Raw genomic sequence first — 16,290 nt, 5'->3', positions numbered from 1 at the left:
ACCGTTGAGTACCGCGGATCGACGAGTCGGCTCACGCTGAATGCCCTCGCTCTCGAACGGTCGCAGCCCTTTCTCGCTCTTTCGAAACCCCGAGTTCGCCGCGCTCGCGGCGATGAACGTCGCGAGCGGGATGGCGTTCGCGACGATCATCATCGCGCTGGCGCTCTACGCCGACCTCTTCGAGGCGTCGGGGTTCGTCGCCGGCCTCTTCGGCACCGTTTACGCCGCGGTCCGACTGCTGCTGGTGCTCCCCGTCGGCCGCTACGTCGACATCGGCGACGCGAAGCGGCTGCTCGTCGTCGGGATGGCGCTCAACGTCCTCGTGCTCGTCGCGTTCGCGTTCGTCACCTCGATCTCGCAGGTCGTCGCGCTGCGGGGCTTCCAGGCGGTCGGCTCGATCGTCGTCTACATCGCCGGGACGGCGATCGTCGGGACGATCGCTGTCGAGGGCGAGCGCGGGCTCTGGGTCGGCACGTACAACCAGACGAGCGCGTTCTCGAGCCTCGCCGGCGACCTCCTCGGCGGGGCGTTGCTCTTCTTCGTCGGGTTTCAGACCACCTACGGCGTGCTCGTCGTCCTCTCGCTGGTCGCGACCGCGGGCGTGATCGCGTTCGTTCGCGAGCAGCCCGGCGGGACCGAACGCGAGTCCGACGCGACCGGCATCGAGACCCTGTTCGCCCTGATACGACGGCGGGCGGTGCTCGCGCTCGTCGTCTTCCGCTTCGCGTTCAGCTTCGGGAAGATGTCAGTGATCATCTTCCTCCCGATCTACGCCCGGACCGACTTCGCGATGACTGCGCTGCTGATCGGCGCCGTACTCGCGGGCGGCAAGCTCACGAAGTCGATCGCACAGGGGTACGTCGGCGGGTTCGCCGACCGTGTCGGCGGCTACGAGTGGTTCATCGTCGTGGGGACGCTCTCGTACGCCCTCGGGACCGCGCTGATTCCATTAGCGCCCGCCGCAGCCCTCGTTCTCGACCCGATCGAGCTCACCCTGGCGGGCCGGGAGACGCCGATCCCGCCCGCCTTCTTCGCGCTGTTTCTCGCCTACGTGATCCTCGGGATCGGCGACAGTCTCCGGCTGCCGACGAGCATGGCGCTGTTCGTCCGCGAGGGCGAGTACCAGGAGGCCGTCGGCGGGAGCCTCTCGCTGCGGTCGGTCTCCTGGCAGGTCGGGGCGGTCGTCGGCCCGACGGCGTTCGGACTCGTCCTCGACGGCGCCTCGTTCCTCGTCGCGTTCTGGGTCGCCGCCGGCTTCATGCTCGTCGCCGCGGTCGTCTTCCTCTCGCTCTACGACGCAGAGCCGCCCCCGACCGGAGGGGTCTAGTACCGGTCCCAGTCGATCCACTCGTGCTCCCAGCCGTGCCGTCGGTCTGCCGACCGTTCGGCGAACTCGCGATCCTCCCGGTGGGTTCGGTTTCGCTCCGGTGCGCCCGTCTGCTCGCCGTCGAGCAGGAGCGGTCTGAACCGGACCGGACCGAACCGTTCAGCCTCCCCGTCGGCCGAGACCGCGACCAGCGACTGTTCGCCCGGCGACCCCCGGGGCATCACCAGCCGACCGTCGGGGGAGAGCTGTGAACGGAGCGCCTCGGGCGGCCTGACCGCGGCGGCCTCGACGAGGATCCGGTCGAACGGGGCGTACTCCGGGAGGCCACGGGTCCCGTCCCTGTGATCGACCAGAACCGCCCCGTAGCCCGCTTCCGCGAGGTTCTCCCGGGCGCGGTAGACCATCGGGCGAGAGATGTCGACCGCGTGGACGTGCTCCGCGCCGACGATCTCCGCACAGACCGCAGCGGTGTACCCGACACCGACGCCGACGACGAGCGTGTCGTCCCCGTCGCGTGGATCGAGCGCCTGGAGCAGCGTGGTCACGAGGCTCGGCGAGAGGACAGTCGTTCCGTCGACCTCGCAGGTGCGGTCCTCGTAAGCGACCCGCTCGTCGACGAACTCGTGACGCGGGACCGCCCGCATCGCGAGTCCGACCCGCTCGGAGTCGAGGACGCCCTTCGTCTCGTGGGCGAGCCCCTCGACCATGTCGTCGCGCAGGGTCGCCGGGTCCATGTCGCCCGTAGGACCGTGAGGGGATATGAACCGCGCGCTTGCGAGGGGGCGATACGACTTTGGGCACGGATCGACGATAGCAGGTATGTCAGAGTCGAACACCTGGATCAACGCGATCATCGGCGCGGTCGTCACCGTCCTGCTCTCGTTCACCGCCGTCTCGCCGGTCATCGGCGGGGCGGTGACCGCCTACCTGGAGAAGGGGACGACCAGCGAAGGGCTCAGAAGCGGGGCGCTCTCCGGCACGATCGTCCTCGTCCCGATGGTCCTCCTGGGGTTCGTCGCGATCGTCGGGTTCGGACTGTTCGCGTTCGACCCCGGCGGAGTGATCGCGATCGGTCTGTTCGTCCTGGTCGGCCTCGCCGTCGCCGCCGCCTGGACTGTCGGGCTGAGCGCGCTGGGCGGCTACCTCGGTGCCTACCTCTACGCGGAGTACGGCGGCGGGAGCGGTGGGACGCCGGAGTACGAGGAGACGGAGCAGGAGGTCCGGGTCTAGCCTACGAAGAATCGATCCGCGCTTCTACCAGTTCGGGATCGTGATTGACGACCACGTCCGCACCCTGCTCGGCCATCCGTCTCACCGTGCGCATCGACGCGACCGACTCGGACATCGACCACGCGAACGACGCGGGGAGCTCCTCGTCGAAACCGGTCTGCGTGCTCGCGACGTCCGAGGCGAGGATCACCGTCTCCCCCTCTAGCTCGACCCGGAGCGACTGGTGACCCGGAGTGTGTCCTGGCGTCGGGAACGCCACGACGCTCCCGTCGCCGAAGTGGTCGTACTCCCCGGTCACCTCTCGGACCTCGAACTCGGGGGATCGCAGGGACGCGAAGTCCTCCTGGAGGTAGAACAGCCACTGGCTCGACTCCGGCCACCAGGCGTAGCGAAGCTCCTCGGTCCGCGCGACGAACGTTGCCTCCGGGAAGGCGTCGATCCCGCCCGCGTGGTCGACGTGGAGGTGCGAGAGGATCACGGTGTCGACCTCCTCGGGGGAGACCCCGAGTCCCTCTAGCTGTTCGTCGACGCTCCCCTGTGGCTCGATCCCCTCGACGAACCCCTCCATGTGCGGCGCGCCGTAGCCCGTGGGGTCCTCGATCATCCCGTGGTTCACCCCGGTGTCGAACAGCACCAGCCCCTCGGGGTGTTCGATCAGAAAGCAGGGGACGGTCGCCCGAAGCGGCTCGCCGATCCTCGTCGCCTGTACGGCCAGCGAGTGATCGAGCGTCCAGTACGCGGTGTTGAGTCCGTGGATGCGGTCGGCCGGCATGCGCACAGATGGTGCGGTCGGGTGATAAAACGGGCACACCGACCCGAACGGCTCACGGTCGGACTCCGGGTCACGGCTCGCCGAGCCCCTCCGTGTACGAGACCGGACGGGCCCCGTCGTACGCTATCGCATCCGGACGAAGCGCACCCCGCCGTGGTTCTCCCGATCGAGCGAGCCGTCCTCGCGCCGCCAGAACCGGTAGAGCGTCTGCGAACGCGTCCCGATCGGGGCGACGATCGGCCCCTCTCCCCTCAACTGGTCGACCAGCGCGTCGGGCAGCGTCGGCGCCGCACAGGTCAGGTAGATCGCGTCGAAGGGGGCGTGTTCGGGCCAGCCCTCGCGACCGTCGCCGACGCGGATCGAGACGTCTCCGTAGCCGATGTCGGCGAGGGTTCCGTGGGCGCCCTCGGCGAGGTCGGCGCTGTACTCCACCGAGGAGAGGTTCTCGGGGCCGACGACCTCGGCGGTGACCGCAGCGTGGTACCCGCAGCCGGTGCCGACCTCGAGGACCCGTTCGCCCCTGTCGAGATCGAGGAGGTCGAGCATCTTCGCGACCATGTGCGGGGCGCTCACCGTCTGGCCGTCGCCGATCGGGAGCGGCCGGTCCGCGTACGCCTCCCCCTCCCTCGACACGGGGACGAACGCGTGACGGGGGACCGTCCGGAGTGCACGGTCGGTCGACTCGCGCTCGATCAGCCCCCGCGACCGGAGACCGTCGACCATCCGATCGCGCTCCGCGGACCGGTCATCGGTGCTCATTTTCCTACCAGGCAGACCACGCCGAGGAGGAGACGTCCTCGCCGTAGAGCCGTTTGACGTCCTTCGCGGGAACCGAGTCGCCCGTGTGGTCGAGTTTCGTGTGGTGATACCCCGAGACGTCGTCCCGGAGGTGGATGCCGACGATCCGGAACTCCTCGTCCTCGGCCTCCTCGGTCTCGCCGACGGTGAACTCGTGGTCGCCCGGGACGTACGTCGTCACGCTCCTGCTCTTGTCCCGCCGTCCGTCGTTCGGGTGGACCGTGACGTTCACCGAGACGTTGTCGACCGCGCGCGTCCAGACCGCCCGGACCTCCTCGGCCGGGGCGGCCTCGACCCGCCTGTCCCCCTCGAGTTCGACGCTCGTCACCCGCACGAGGTGGATCGCCTCCTCGGTCTCGAGGACGAACTCGTCGCCGACCGCGACCGTCTCGTCGGCGGGCGTCTCGACGGACTCGCGCCGGGAGTCGCCGTCCTGCGAGACGATCACCTCCAGGGGGACCTCGCGCTCGGGTTCGATCCGCGTCTTGTGGACGTGGTCACAGTCGCTGCAGCGTACGGTCGCCTGGCCGCCCGGCCTGAGCACCTCGTGGACCGTCTCCACGGCGGGCGAACAGGAGGGACAGGCGACGGCGACGCGCTCGCCCGTCTCGATCTCGTTGGTCATATCCCTCCTAGGTCCGTCGAACGGTAAAAGTGGTCCGCGTGCCGGTCGCTCGCCCGTCGTGGGTTCGTCGGCTACTCCCGCCGGACGACCTCGATCCGATTCGAGAGCCACCGGGCGGCCTCCTCGACGGTCTCCTCGTTCTCCCCGGTCAGCTTCACCCGGTTCTCGGTCTCGGTGCTCGGGTAGCTCCCGACGGTCACGTCGAAGCGCTCTCTCACCTCGCTCACCGCCTCGACCATCGACCCTTCTGGCTGCGGGGTGTAGAGGGTGCGTGTCACCGCCTCGCCCGCGAACTCGACCGCGACCAGGTCGTAGAGCGCCCGCATCTCCCCCGGCACCCCGGGGAAGGCGTAGACGTTTTCCAGCACGCAGCCGGGACAGAGACCCTCGGGGTTGATGAGCGGGCGACAGCCCGCCGGGAGCGCCGCCCAGGCGTCGACGTCGATCTCCAGGTCGTAAGCCTCGACTCGTTCGGGGTTCGCCTCGCGGTAGGCCGCCGCGGTCTCGATCACGTCCCTGCGCACCGCCGGGGAGACCTCGAGCTCGCGGCCGAAGGCGTCGGCGAGCGCGTCGGCCGTGACGTCGTCGTGGGTCCCGCCGAGGCCCCCCGTGAGGATCACCGCGTCGAACGCCGCCGACCACTCGCTGACGGTGTCCGCGATGAGCGCCCGGTCGTCCGGAACGGTGAGGATGCGGGCGACCCGCGACCCGCCCCCGGTGATCCGGCTCGCGAGCCACTGTGCGTTCGTGTTCGCGATGTCCCCCGCGAGCACCTCGTCACCGACGGTGAGGATGGCGACCTGCATCGGCTGAGCCACGTCTGCGGTGGGCAAAAGCCCGCTGATCGCGGGCGAGAGGATCAGACGAACGGGAGGCCGAGGCGCTGGCTCAGCGCGTACCACGCGCCGATCGCCGCTGGGAGGACGAGGATGGAGCCCAGGTAGGCGTAGAGCACCCCGAGGGCGATAACGACGCCGAACTCCCCGATGAACGGGATCACCGCGAGGTAGAGGACGCCGATCCCGAGCACCGTCGTGAGCATAGACCCGGTGAGTGCGCCGCCGGTCCCCCAGACGGTCGTCGCGAGCGCCTCCTGGAGATCGGCGCTCTCGTTGAACTCGTCGGTAAAGCGGTGCATGAAGTGGACGGTGTAGTCGACCCCGAGACCGATCGCGACGGTGAAGATCGGCGCGTTGAACGCGGTGAGGGGAATGCCGAGATACCGCATCGTCCCCGCGAGCAACGCGACCGCGACCAGGACCGGAACGAGGTTCAGGAGGCCGAACACGGGTCGACCCTCCAGGACGGCGTAGCTCGCGACGAGCAGGAGGGCGGTGAGGACGAACGCGATAGCGAGGCTCTCGATGGCCGAGTCGAAGACGAGGTCCGAGACGGCGCTGTTCACCACGGCGTCGCCGGTCGGCGCGGCGTCGAGGTGGCTCCGGTCGGCGATCCGCTGGGCGCCCTGGGTCACCTCGGTCTCCCCGGCGTCGGGTTCGAGCGTGAAGATCACCCGCGTCGACCGGCGGTCCTCCGCGAGGTAGTTCTCGGCCTCTCCCCCACGGTCGGTCTCCGCGAGCGCGTCGTAGACCTCCTCCAGGTTCCTGTCCGGGATGCCGTCGCCGCTCCCGTCGTTCTCTCGCACGACCTCCGCGAACGCCTCGTCCTCCTCGGCAGCGGCGTCGATCACGGTGACGAGACTCTCCGCCTCGGCGCGCCCGTCCTCGGTCGCGATGGCCTCGGGCGGACGCTCTTTCATCCGGTCGAGTTCGGCGAGCGTGTAGCTCTCGTCCATCCGCCCCTCCGCGTAGACGACCACGTCCGGGACGAACCCCTCCTCTAACTCTTCAGTGAGGATCCGCAGCGTCTCGACGAACGTGTAGTCGGTCGGCGCGAGCGGTCCCGGGAGCGCCTGGTAGGCCTCGACGCGATCCTCGTCCGGGAAGAAGGCCTCCTCGGAGAACTCCGTGTCGACGCCGGTGCCGTAGATCCCTACCGCACCGGCGCCGACGAGCGCGACGACCAGGACGACGGCGGGTGCGACCCGACCGATCACCACCCCGACGGAGAGCACGCGGCTCAACCGCGAGCCCTCGCGGCCGAGCGGGGTCGTGCCGAACTCGGGGAAGCGGGTCCCGTCGCGGAGACGGTCGGCTTTCACCTTCGCCGCCGGGAGGAAGATCCCGAAGATGAGGAACGTGAAGACCATCCCCGCGCTCGCGACGATCCCGAAGTCCCGGAGCGCGCCGAGTTCGCTCGTCAGGTTCGCGAGAAAGGAGAAGACGGTCGTGAGCGCGACGATGAAGAAGGCGACCATCAGCTGATCCGTCGTGATCCTCATCGCGGGACCGATCCCGCTGCCCGAGAGACGCTCCTCTCGATACCGGTTGATGACGTGGATGCCGAAGTCGATACCGACCGCGAGCAAGAGCGGAATGATCGGGACGATGAAGTCGGAGAAGGTGATGCCCGTAACGCCCATGAAACCGAACGTCCAGACCATCGTCATCACCAGCGCCGAGAGGCCGAGGACGAGATCCACCGGATCGCGATAGGCGACGGCGAGAAAGAGGAGGATCAGGAGGATCGAGGCGGGGAAGACGAGGATCGCGGTGTCGGTGAGCAACGCGAGGATCTCGGTCTCGAGGATACCCTGGCCGAAGACGTAGACGTTCTCGTTGACGGCGTTGCCCTCGACGTCCTCGATCACCTCGACGGCGCGGTACTCGAACGTCGCGGCGTCGCTCGAGTCCGCCTGCGGCGGGAGGTCGATCGAGGCGGTCGTCACCGCCGTCCGAGACGAGCCCGCCGTCGGGTTGAAGTCGGTGCCGACGGAGCCCTCCACACCCGCCTCGCGGATCACTTCTCGCAGCTCGGGCCCGGTCGCTCCCTCGATCGCCTCGTAGCGCTCGTCGAACCCTCCCGCCTCGGGATCGAGGGCGAGTGCGACCTGTATCGCCGGTCCGGTCGCGGTGTCGATCCGGAGCGCGTCGTGACCCTCCAGCCGGTCGAGCGTCTCCAGCTGTCTCAGGAGCGCCTCGCGGGAGAGCGCGTTCTCCTCGTTGAAGTAGACGACGAGCTGGCCGCCGCCCTCGGCGAACGGGCTCGACTGGAAGTCCTCCTCCATCCGCTCCTGGGCCTCGGCGGCCTCGATGTCCTCCGTGAACTGGTCCGCTCCCGCGTCCTGAGTGACGAGACCGACCCCGCCGAACGCGACGACGGTGACGAGGAGGAACGCGACCACGACCGTCCCGGGCCGGCCGTCGATCAGGTCGTTGACCCGGCGGATCGGCTCGGGCGACCTCACCGATCGGGCTCCGGGTCGGTTCGCGGCTCGCCCGGGGGCTCCTCCTCGCGCATCATCTCCGAGAGTTCGGGCCAGTACTGGCGGCCGAGCAGCGCGAGCCCGAGGAGCGCGACGAGCAGCGCCGCGAGTATCACGAACGGGAAGCCGTCGTCGTCGCTCGGCTCCGTGACGCTCACCGGGAGCTGATACGTGTCAGAGAGCCGTCTCTCGCCGCGGTCGTTGGCGTACTGGAAGTCGATCGAGACGGGGTACTCCTTGGCCATCGCGCCACCCTCGGCGTCGATCGTGAAGCGGAGCGTCGCGGTCTCGCCCGGCGCGATCTCCGAGACGTACGCCTCGTCGTCGGACTCCGAGAGCGGGCTGTCGGCGAAGACCCGCGCGTTCACGTCACCCACCGTGTACTCGCGTTCGTTCGTGACGTTCACCTCGAACGTGGTCGAGCCGCCGGCCTCGACGGTGTTGTTCACCGCCTCCACCGAGAACTCCTCGTCGTCGGGCGCGACCGCGACGATGGCGCTCGCCTCGTCGTAGCGGTAGCGGTCGCCGCCCGCGGTTCTGTACTCGACGCCGAACTCGGCGAAGCGAGTCCCGGCGTGTTCGGAGCCCCCGACGCTCACGTCGAACGAGAAGTCGACCGACTCGCCCGGCCCGAGCGAGTCGACGGCGTACTCCGCCTCCTCGAGCCCGAGCGTGCCCGTCTCGGAGGTCGCGGTGATCACGACGTCCTCGACGGCGTTCGGTCCCTCGTTCGTGAGCCTCCCCGTGACCGTGCCCTCGTCGCCGACCCGGAGCGTGCTCTCGATCCCGTCGATCGCGAACGACTGGGCGCCCGCCGGTGCGACGCCCGTCGAGAGAGGGTTACCCTCCCGGGTGACCCCCGCGTCGTCCTCGTACTCGGTGCTCACGCGGACGTCGTAGGGCTGGGCGCTGCCGTCCGGCGCGACTTCTACGTCGTACTGTAACGCGACCGCCTCACCCGGTTCGAGGTCGCCGGCGCTCCGCGTCGCCTCCGCGTCGCCCTCGATCGTGAACTGCCCGCTGGTCGAGGTGGCAGTGATCCGCGCGGCGTTCGCCGTCTCGGAGCCGACGTTCTCGACGTCGATCGTCATCGTCCCGGACTCGCCCACCACGGTGTCGGTCGAGGAGCCGGTGACAGCGAACCGGGCCCGCTCGTCCACGGTGAACTCGACATCTCGAGTGATCGTCTCCGTCTCGCCGTCGTCGACGTACTCGATCGTCGCTTCGAGGGTGTAAGTCCCCGGCGCGGCGTCCCGGTCCACGTCTACCTGGAACGTCGCGGGGCTCACAACGCTGGGTTCGACGGTCCCGAGCCCGGTCGCCCCGGTCCGGACGGAGAGGGGTGCGCCGCCCTCGTCGAGCGAGATAGAGGTGGATTCGAGCGGGGCGGTTCCGGTGTTGAGTAGCTGGACCTCTGCTTCGACCGATTCGCCGGGGGCACCCGACGACGCAGGGGCGAACACCGCCGCGTCCGGTTCGGGGGCGTCCTCGTCCTCGACGGTGAACGCGATCTCCTGGACGAGCGTCTCTCCGTCCCCGTCGTCGGTGTACTCGACGATCACTTCCATCGTGTACTCCCCGGGGTCGGCGTCGTCGTCCACGGTGAGGAGGGCCGTCGTGGGAACGATCTCGCCCTCCGGTATCGTCCCGATCGCCGTCTCGCCGGTCTCGACGCTCACGGGCGCGTCGCCCGGATCGAGCGTGATCGACGTCCCCGTCATGATCGCCTCGCCGTCGTTCAGCACCTGCAGATCCATCTCGACCGTCTCGCCCGGGCCACCGGAGTTCGTCGGCGCGAAGACCACCGGGTCCGCGGCCACGACCATCCCGACGCCGGCTACCACTACGACCAGGAGACAGACCGCGGCGAGGGCGTGCACGCGCCTCACGAGACCACCCGATCGACGGGGACGAACTGGAGAGCCATCGATTGTGCACTATGACTTTCCCCGCTCGCATAATCGTTGTCATTCTCCTACAAACACGCCGTGGTAGGGCGCGAGCTGTCACGCCGCCCCGCGCCGCTCACTCCACGTGAGGAAGTGGAACACTTCCGCGCCGTCTCGCGGTTTCACCGCTCGACTTATGGGAGGTCTACGACCTCCCCGTCCGCATACACCGTCGGCTCGCGCAACACGCCGTCCTGGTGGATCGGCGCCTCCGTGTCGCCGCCGATCCCGGCGTCGTCGCCGAGCGCGATGTGGACGGTTCCCCCCGCCTTCTCGTCGAGCAGTACGCTCCCGACGAGATCCGTCACGGCGACGTTCGTCCCGATGCCGAGTTCCGCGAGGTTGTACGCGTCTCTCCCCACGGACTCTGCCGCCTCCTCGAAGCCCGCACGCACCGCCGGGTCCGAGATGTGGGTGGCGAACCCGTCTTCGACCTCGATCGTGATCTCCTGGCCCGGTTCGAGCAGGCCGTGCGGGCGCATCGTCCCGTCGACGACGTAGGTTCCCGATGCGGTCTCGGGGCTGACGAACACCTCTCCAGCGGGCAAGTTCGACATCTGGCCGGGTTCGTGGACGATGCCGGTATCGGAGAGCCACTCGCGCTCGCCGATCCCGAACGTGATGTCGGTCCCCTGGGGCGAGGTGACGCGGACCTCCGAAGCGGTGGAGACCCGTTCGACGATCCGCTCGCACTCGGCGGCGATCCGCTCGTAGTCGGCGTCCAGGCCCGAAAGAAAGACCTCCTCGGTGATCCCCGGGAGGGTGGCGACGCGGGCGCCGGCGTCGTTCGCGCGGGTCCGAGCGCGAGTGTGGCTCAGGCTCTTCGAGGTCGGACAGAGCACGACGTCCGCCTCGGCCATCGCGGCGGTCACCGGTTCCGGCGGTTCGGCGCCGTGCTGTGGCCCCGGCGGGTACCGGACGATCACGGACTCGTCGGTGACCTCGCTTGCAACCTCGTAGAGCGCCTCGCCGATCTCTTTCCTCCGATCGTCGGTGACGATCACGCAGCGCTCGTTCGGCGAGAGGTCCATACACTGGCCGACGGCGGTCTCGGCCGCCGATCTGAGACTCATACCCGGGAGAGGGCGAGCGGGGGAAAAGTCCTTGTCCTACCGGTCGGCTTCGGGCGGTGTCGGGTCGTCCGCACTCCCGAGACGGGCTTCGAGCGCGTCGACGCGCTCGGCCAGCGCCTCGACCCGGTCGTCGCGTTCGGCCAGCGCGTCGAGTGTCGCCTCCACGGTCAGCCGGGAGAGCCGTTCGGTCGCCTCGACGCGCCGTACGAGCGTGTCGTGGTCCGCACGGAGCTCCGAGAGGAGGTACTCGACGCCGGGATCGGGCTCCGGATCGGCCATCGCGTCGAGGAGTTCGTCGAGACTCGTCGGATCGGGGTCGGGCGGTGAGGTCTCGCGGTAGTCGTAGTCGATCCGGTCGGGGTCGTCGGTCTCCTCGGCAGCGATCGCCGCGTTCAGGTCCGGGAGCGACGGGGAACGCGACGGTGTGGGTTCGTCGGCTTTCTCCTGGCTGACCTCCGACTCTCCGGCCACGGCCGCGGTCACGTCCTCGACGTCGAGCGACTCGACGACGCCGGCCGAGCCGAACAGTTCGCCGATCGTGACCGGGTCGACGCCGGTGGCGAGCACCGCCGTGAGTTCGTCGCCGCGCTCGCTGACGGCGGTACCGAGGAGTTCGACCGGTTTCGCTACCTCGGCGAGGACGCCCTCGACATCGAGCGTCGCGGCGTGCGGACCACGGACGCTGACCTCGTAGACGGCCGCACCGGGATCGGCTGGAGCCTCGACGATCTCTCGAAGCCAGCCGCCGGAGCCCGCGGTCGCCGATTCGGGTTGCTCGCTCGGTTCCGTCTCCTTCCCGCTCCGTGTCATACGGGGAGGACCCGTCGGGACGGCATAAACGTTGTTGCTGGTCGGAGAGATCCGACCGACCGACTGGCTCGGCTCCGCGAGGGCTCGTCGGTCGCCGGCCGGGATCACCGCAAGAGATCGAGCGCCCAGCGGAGCAGTTCCGAGGCGACGAGCAGCCCTCCTTCAGTGCGCGAGAGTCGGTGGCCGGTCCAGAGCGAGACGGTGACGAATCCAGTGACGACGAGGAGCCAACCGAGGTCGGCGAGGGCACTCGGGTCGACCGATACGGGCCCGACGACGCCGGCGAAACCGAGGACACCTAGTACGTTGAAGACGTTGCTCCCGAGCAGGTTCCCGACGGAAACTCCGGGACGACCGCCCCAGAGCGCGACGACCGAGACTGCAAATTCGGGAGTCGAGGTGCCCGCGGCGACGACCGTCGATCCGATCGCCCACTCGGAGACGCCGACGGTTCGCGCGAGGTCGACCGCCACCTCGACCAGCAGATGACCGCTCGCGATGACGAGCGCCAACCCGAGACCGAGCAGGACGAGGGGGCGGAGTCGACCCCGGTCGCTCGCGGTTCCCGGATCCTCCGTCCCCAGTTCGCCGGTTCCAGACTCCGAGTCCGCTCGCGCGAGCACGGTCAGATACGCTACCAGCGCGAGCAGTAACAGCGCCCCCTCGAACCGAGCGAGGTGGAGGTCCAGAAGGACGAGGGCACCGAGGGCTGTCGCGACGAACAGAACGACGCCGTCTCGCCGGGCGAGCGACCTCGGTATAGCGACGCTCCCGGACAGTACGACCACCCCGAGAACGAACGCGAGGTTGTAGAGGTTCGATCCAACCACATTGCCAACCGCGACGTCGTCCGCGCCGGCGAGAACGGCGTCGACGGTGACGACGAGTTCGGGCAGCGAGGTCCCGACCGCGACGATCGTCAACCCGACGATCAGCTCCGAGATCTCGAACCGGCGGGCGAGGTCGACGGCATTATCGACGAAGAGGCGGGCGCCGATCCAGAGCCCGATCACTGTGCCGACCAGTATCGCGAGGGGGATACCCACGTCGAGGATCATCCGGCCCGACTACCGCTCTAGCGCCTCGATCGCAACGAGCGGTTCGCCCGTGAGCGCCCTCGCGTAGGCGCCGCCCGCGATCGAGACGTGCGAGAACTCCTCCTCGTTCAGCCCGTACATTCCGATCGCTCGCGAGGTGTCGCCCCCGCCGACGACGGAGAAACACTCGGTACCGGCGATCGATTCGAGCACGCCGACGGTTCCGTCACTGAACCGCTCGTCCTCGAAGACACCGAGCGCGCCTTTCACGAACGCGGCATCCGAACCCGCTATCACCTCGGCGTACTCCGAGACGGTCTCTCGCCCGACGTCGAGGTACTGAGAGCTCTTCTCCGCGTCGGCGACGAACACCTCGCTCCGGCCGCCCTCCTCGTCCTCGTAGGCGAGGTCGACCGGGAGGACGATCCGGTCGCCGTACCGGGCGAGCAGGTCGCGGATCGTCCCCTCGCTCTCTGCCCACTGCTCGTCGAAGAGATCGCTCCCCTCGACGTCGTAGCCGACGTGTGCGCCGCTCGCGCGCAAGAAGAGTTCCCCGACGATCCCACCCAGGAGGAACGTGTCGACCCTCTCGGCCCGCTCCATCACGTCGATCAGGTCGTCGGCCTTCGTCCCTCCTAGGACCATCGCGACGTGGCCGTCGAACTCCCGGGTCCGGATCGCGGTGTTCGCCTCGTACTCCGCCTCCATTACCCGCCCGGCGTAGGCGGGCAGCACCCGTGGGAAGCCGACGAGCGATGCGTGACCCCTGTGGGCGGCGGAGTAGGCGTCGTTGACGTACGCGTCGAACTCCGGTGCCAGGTCGGTCACCAGATCGCTCTCGGCGTGTTCTTCCGGACTCAGGTCCCTGAGTTCGTCCTCGACCATCCGGACGTTCTCTAAGAGGAGCGCCTCGCCGCCCTCCAGGGCGCGGATCGCCTCGATCGCCTCATCGCCGTGGGTGTCGGGGACGTAGCCGACGTCGTGCCCGACGTGTTCCGAGAGAATCGCAGCGTGCTGCTCGAGCGGGACGAACGTGTCCCGTCCCGGACGGCCCTGGTGGGCGAGAATCGCGACCGCGTGATCGTCGGCGAGGAGTTCGGAGACCGTCCCCGCGTGACGCGAGAACCGGCGGTTGTCCTGTACCTCCTCCCCCTCCACGGGTGAGTTGAGGTCGAGACGGACGAGCACGCGCTGGCCGGGCTCCAGGTCGTCGAGGGTCCTGAACATACGAGAGAGAACGCGAGAGAACGGTATAAGGAGCGGTGGTTCGCGGGCAGGTAGCCGGTTCAGCAGAGACAGAACGTCGGCCCGGAGAGCCCCTCGTAGAGCCCCTCCGAGAGGTACTTCAGGCCCGTGTCGCACGCGATCGTCACGACGTGTTCGTCCCCGTCGCGCTCGGCGGCGACGTGCCGGGCGGCCGCGAGGTTCATCCCGGTGCTCGTTCCCGCGAGCAGACCCTCCTGTGCGGCGAGTTCGCACGCCCAGTGCGAGCCCTCCGAGGCGGGAACCGTCACGACCCGGTCGAACAGGTCGGGGTCGAGCAGTGGAGGCGAGCCGACGATAGCAGTTCCTTGAACGTCGTGACTCCCGGTCCGCTCCTCCGAGATCACCGGCGATTCTTCGGGCTCGACGAGCGTCACCCGAACCTCCCGTTCGGCGCGCAGCGCCCGGGCGGTCCCCATCGCGCAGCCGGCGGTGCCGACGGTCATCACGAACTCGGTCACGTCGGGGCAGTCCTCGAGGATCTCCCGGCCGAGGGCCTCGTAGCCCGCGAGCTGATCCGGGTTCTCGAACTGGTCGGTGAAGTAGGCGCCCTGCTCCGATTCGATCTCCTCCGCCCGGTCGCGCAGGTCGTCGAAGAGGCCGTCGTAGGGCGCTCTCTCGGGCGTCTCGATCACGTGGAGTTCGGCGCCGAGCGCGCGCATCGAGGCGATCTTCTCCTCGGCGACGCAGTCGGCGGTCACCACCGAGATCGGGTGGGAGAGCGCGGAGCAGACGAGCGCGAGGCTCGACCCCGTGGAACCACCGGTGAACTCGACGACCGGTTGTTCAGGTCGTAAATCGCCGCGTCGCCTCGCCTCCTCAACCATCGCGAGCGCCATCCGGTCCTTCACGCTGCCGGTCGGGTTCGCCCCCTCCCACTTCGCGTGGATCGTCGCGCCCCCGTCGGGCGAGAGCGCTGGGAGATCGATCAGGGGGGTGTCCCCGATGGCGGCGAGTGCTCCACGAGACTTCTTCTCGGTCATATCGACCCGTCTCGATCCGCCCGGTAATGTGTATCGGAAGCGCGGCTCAGACGGCCGCCTGGACGCGGTCCGTCCGGTCGACCGCGTAGCACCCGAGGTCGAGCATCCGATTCGAGAAGCCGTACTCGTTGTCGTACCAGGCGAGCACCTTCACCTGTCCGCCCTCGACGGCCATCGTCGAGCCGCCATCGACGTACGAGGAGTACGGCAGCCCGAGGATGTCCCGGGAGACGATCTCGTCTTCCGTGTACCCGAGGACGCCCTCCATCTCGCCGGTCGCCGCCTCGCTCAGCGCGTCGTTGACCGCCTCGATTCCTGCATCCGTCTCTAGGTCGACGACGAGGTCGGTGATCGAGCCGTTCGGGACCGGCACGCGCATCGCCATCCCGTCGAGTTTCCCCTCGAGTTCGGGCAGTACCTCTGTCGTCGCCTGTGCAGCCCCGGTCGAGGTGGGGATGATGTTCTCGGCCGCAGCACGCCCACGACGGGTCTTCCCGGCGGGGCCGTCGACCAGCGCCTGGGTCCCGGTGTAGGCGTGGACGGTCGTCAGCAGCCCCGACCGGATGCCGAAGGCGTCGTTCAGCACCTTCGCGACCGGCGCGACGCTGTTGGTCGTACAGGAGGCGTTCGAGAGCACGTCCTCGTCGTCGTACTCGTTCTGGTTGACGCCGTAGACGATCGTCTTCACCGGCGTCTCGCCCTTCGGCGGCGCGGAGATGATCGCCTTCTCCGCCCCGGCCTCGACGTGCTTCGCGGCGTCCTCGTAGGTTCGGAAGATGCCGGTCGCCTCCAGCGCGACGTCCACCTCCAGCTCGTCCCACGGGAGGTCGGCTGGCTCGCGCTCGCCGAACAGCGGCACCTCCATCCCCCCGGTGACGAGGTGACCGTCCTTGAGCGTCAGGTCGTCGAGTCGCCCCATCACGGTGTCGTACTTCGCGAGGTAGGCCATGTCCTCCTCGTCCATGATGTCGTTGATCCCCACCAGCTCGATCTCCGGCCTGGCCGCCGCCGCACGGAGGACGTTCCGGCCGATGCGCCCGAACCCGTTGAGCCCAACGCGCAGCGGCTCACCGTCGAAGTCACCACTCATATCCGAGT

Annotated in this window: 15 protein-coding genes; 2 read left to right on the top strand and 13 right to left on the bottom strand. The window is 68.8% G+C overall.

From position 1 onward, the window contains the following. The first annotated feature begins 40 nt into the window (after nucleotides 1–40). Complete coding sequence (locus V2L32_RS01790) at nucleotides 41–1,327, top strand: MFS transporter (RefSeq protein ID WP_331234725.1); 1,287 nt, start codon at nucleotides 41–43, stop codon at nucleotides 1,325–1,327. Here the strand turns inward: V2L32_RS01790 and V2L32_RS01785 are convergent. Then, on the bottom strand, nucleotides 1,324–2,061 hold the full coding sequence (locus V2L32_RS01785) for a protein-L-isoaspartate O-methyltransferase family protein (protein ID WP_331234724.1): 738 nt from the start codon (nucleotides 2,059–2,061) through the stop codon (nucleotides 1,324–1,326). The two genes, V2L32_RS01790 and V2L32_RS01785, sit on opposite strands and share 4 nt — an antisense overlap. An 85-nt stretch (nucleotides 2,062–2,146) precedes the next feature. Here V2L32_RS01785 and V2L32_RS01780 point away from each other — a divergent pair, with 85 nt between their 5' ends. Then, nucleotides 2,147–2,557 carry a DUF5518 domain-containing protein gene (locus V2L32_RS01780; protein WP_331234723.1) on the top strand — a complete coding sequence of 137 codons (411 nt, stop codon included), beginning with the start codon at nucleotides 2,147–2,149 and terminating at the stop codon, nucleotides 2,555–2,557. Between the two features lies 1 nt (nucleotide 2,558). Here V2L32_RS01780 and V2L32_RS01775 read toward each other — a convergent pair whose 3' ends face one another. The 12 genes from V2L32_RS01775 to gap form a co-directional block, all read right to left on the bottom strand. Further along, entirely contained in the window at nucleotides 2,559–3,329 is a 771-nt protein-coding gene (locus tag V2L32_RS01775) for an N-acyl homoserine lactonase family protein (RefSeq protein ID WP_331234722.1), read from the bottom strand. Nucleotides 3,330–3,452: 123 nt separating this feature from the next. Beyond that, a complete protein-coding gene (locus tag V2L32_RS01770; protein WP_331234721.1) occupies nucleotides 3,453–4,088 on the bottom strand; it encodes a protein-L-isoaspartate(D-aspartate) O-methyltransferase in 636 nt (211 codons plus the stop codon). 4 nt (nucleotides 4,089–4,092) lie between these two features. After that, nucleotides 4,093–4,752: an HVO_0476 family zinc finger protein gene (locus V2L32_RS01765; protein WP_331234720.1), complete on the bottom strand. Its 660-nt coding sequence runs from the start codon at nucleotides 4,750–4,752 to the stop codon at nucleotides 4,093–4,095. A 71-nt stretch (nucleotides 4,753–4,823) separates the two neighbouring features. Next, entirely contained in the window at nucleotides 4,824–5,558 is a 735-nt protein-coding gene (locus tag V2L32_RS01760; protein WP_331234719.1) for a competence/damage-inducible protein A, read from the bottom strand. 53 nt (nucleotides 5,559–5,611) lie between these two features. Then, nucleotides 5,612–8,059: an efflux RND transporter permease subunit gene (locus V2L32_RS01755; protein WP_331234718.1), complete on the bottom strand. Its 2,448-nt coding sequence runs from the start codon at nucleotides 8,057–8,059 to the stop codon at nucleotides 5,612–5,614. Further along, entirely contained in the window at nucleotides 8,056–9,966 is a 1,911-nt protein-coding gene (locus V2L32_RS01750) for a hypothetical protein (protein WP_331234717.1), read from the bottom strand. Before V2L32_RS01750 ends, V2L32_RS01755 begins: the two co-directional genes overlap by 4 nt. Before the next feature lie 194 nt (nucleotides 9,967–10,160). Further along, nucleotides 10,161–11,099, bottom strand: a complete 939-nt coding sequence (locus V2L32_RS01745; RefSeq protein ID WP_331234716.1) for an aminopeptidase — start codon at nucleotides 11,097–11,099, stop codon at nucleotides 10,161–10,163. Nucleotides 11,100–11,135: 36 nt separating this feature from the next. Continuing rightward, nucleotides 11,136–11,909, bottom strand: a complete 774-nt coding sequence (locus V2L32_RS01740; RefSeq protein WP_331234715.1) for a prolipoprotein diacylglyceryl transferase — start codon at nucleotides 11,907–11,909, stop codon at nucleotides 11,136–11,138. Between the two features lie 104 nt (nucleotides 11,910–12,013). Then, complete coding sequence (locus tag V2L32_RS01735; protein ID WP_331234714.1) at nucleotides 12,014–12,967, bottom strand: calcium/sodium antiporter; 954 nt, start codon at nucleotides 12,965–12,967, stop codon at nucleotides 12,014–12,016. Nucleotides 12,968–12,976: 9 nt separating this feature from the next. Next, entirely contained in the window at nucleotides 12,977–14,173 is a 1,197-nt protein-coding gene (locus V2L32_RS01730) for a phosphoglycerate kinase (RefSeq protein ID WP_331234713.1), read from the bottom strand. A 59-nt stretch (nucleotides 14,174–14,232) separates the two neighbouring features. Further along, entirely contained in the window at nucleotides 14,233–15,192 is a 960-nt protein-coding gene (locus V2L32_RS01725; RefSeq protein ID WP_331234712.1) for a PLP-dependent cysteine synthase family protein, read from the bottom strand. 46 nt (nucleotides 15,193–15,238) lie between these two features. After that, nucleotides 15,239–16,282 (bottom strand): type I glyceraldehyde-3-phosphate dehydrogenase, encoded by a 1,044-nt coding sequence (gene gap, locus V2L32_RS01720; RefSeq protein ID WP_331234711.1) that lies wholly within the window; start codon nucleotides 16,280–16,282, stop codon nucleotides 15,239–15,241. Between the last annotated feature and the right edge of the window lie 8 nt (nucleotides 16,283–16,290).

Source organism: Halalkalicoccus sp. CGA53 (assembly GCF_036429475.1).
Classification (GTDB): domain Archaea; phylum Halobacteriota; class Halobacteria; order Halobacteriales; family Halalkalicoccaceae; genus Natronorarus; species Natronorarus salvus.
The sequence above is the reverse complement of the archived record's forward strand: the minus strand, read 5'-3'. Positions and strand labels throughout refer to the sequence as shown.

Excerpts from the sequence above, each read along its gene's own strand:
- V2L32_RS01745 (WP_331234716.1), bottom strand. The coding sequence starts at position 11,099 with ATGAGTCTCAGATCGGCGGCCGAGACCGCCGTCGGCCAGTGTATGGAC.
- V2L32_RS01730 (WP_331234713.1), bottom strand. The coding sequence starts at position 14,173 with ATGTTCAGGACCCTCGACGACCTGGAGCCCGGCCAGCGCGTGCTCGTC.
- V2L32_RS01775 (WP_331234722.1), bottom strand. The coding sequence starts at position 3,329 with ATGCCGGCCGACCGCATCCACGGACTCAACACCGCGTACTGGACGCTC.
- V2L32_RS01780 (WP_331234723.1), top strand. The coding sequence starts at position 2,147 with ATGTCAGAGTCGAACACCTGGATCAACGCGATCATCGGCGCGGTCGTC.
- V2L32_RS01765 (WP_331234720.1), bottom strand. The coding sequence starts at position 4,752 with ATGACCAACGAGATCGAGACGGGCGAGCGCGTCGCCGTCGCCTGTCCC.
- V2L32_RS01770 (WP_331234721.1), bottom strand. The coding sequence starts at position 4,088 with ATGAGCACCGATGACCGGTCCGCGGAGCGCGATCGGATGGTCGACGGT.
- gap (WP_331234711.1), bottom strand. The coding sequence starts at position 16,282 with ATGAGTGGTGACTTCGACGGTGAGCCGCTGCGCGTTGGGCTCAACGGG.
- V2L32_RS01725 (WP_331234712.1), bottom strand. The coding sequence starts at position 15,192 with ATGACCGAGAAGAAGTCTCGTGGAGCACTCGCCGCCATCGGGGACACC.
- V2L32_RS01735 (WP_331234714.1), bottom strand. The coding sequence starts at position 12,967 with ATGATCCTCGACGTGGGTATCCCCCTCGCGATACTGGTCGGCACAGTG.
- V2L32_RS01785 (WP_331234724.1), bottom strand. The coding sequence starts at position 2,061 with ATGGACCCGGCGACCCTGCGCGACGACATGGTCGAGGGGCTCGCCCAC.
- V2L32_RS01740 (WP_331234715.1), bottom strand. The coding sequence starts at position 11,909 with ATGACACGGAGCGGGAAGGAGACGGAACCGAGCGAGCAACCCGAATCG.
- V2L32_RS01790 (WP_331234725.1), top strand. The coding sequence starts at position 41 with ATGCCCTCGCTCTCGAACGGTCGCAGCCCTTTCTCGCTCTTTCGAAAC.
- V2L32_RS01760 (WP_331234719.1), bottom strand. The coding sequence starts at position 5,558 with ATGCAGGTCGCCATCCTCACCGTCGGTGACGAGGTGCTCGCGGGGGAC.